Origin of the sequence: Myxococcus llanfairpwllgwyngyllgogerychwyrndrobwllllantysiliogogogochensis, from assembly GCF_006636215.1 — a bacterium.
Classification (GTDB): Bacteria; Myxococcota; Myxococcia; order Myxococcales; family Myxococcaceae; genus Myxococcus; species Myxococcus llanfairpwllgwyngyllgogerychwyrndrobwllllantysiliogogogochensis.
In genome coordinates this window covers 1-401 of sequence record NZ_VIFM01000936.1, presented here as the reverse complement: position 1 = coordinate 401, position 401 = coordinate 1, and the positions used below count along the sequence as shown (strand labels likewise).

1 protein-coding gene is annotated in these 401 nt (G+C 63.1%); it reads left to right on the top strand.

Annotated features, from left to right (window positions below; genetic code table 11):
- Positions 1–401, top strand: a 401-nt coding sequence (locus tag FJV41_RS51330; protein WP_141649685.1) for a hypothetical protein, incomplete at both ends; no start/stop codon positions are given.

Sequence of the window (401 nt, the reverse complement as noted above, 5' to 3'; positions counted from 1 at the left end):
CGCTGAAGGTGACCCTGCGGCTGATCGTGTTCGATGTCGATCCGGACACCCAGGCCAAGTCGGTCAAGGACATCAAGGAGCAGGACGTCTACATGGGCGACATGCCCCTGATGACGGAGAACGGCACCTTCATCGTCAACGGCACCGAGCGCGTCATCGTCTCGCAGATGCACCGCTCGCCGGGCGTGTTCTTCGACCACGACAAGGGCAAGACCCACTCGTCGGGCAAGCTCCTGTTCGCCGCCCGCATCATCCCGTATCGCGGCTCCTGGCTCGACGTCGAATTCGATGCCAAGGACATCGTGCACGTCCGCATCGACCGGAAGCGCAAGCTGCCGGCGACGTCGCTTCTCTACGCGCTCGGGCTGGACGGCGAGGAGATCCTGTCGACCTTCTACAAC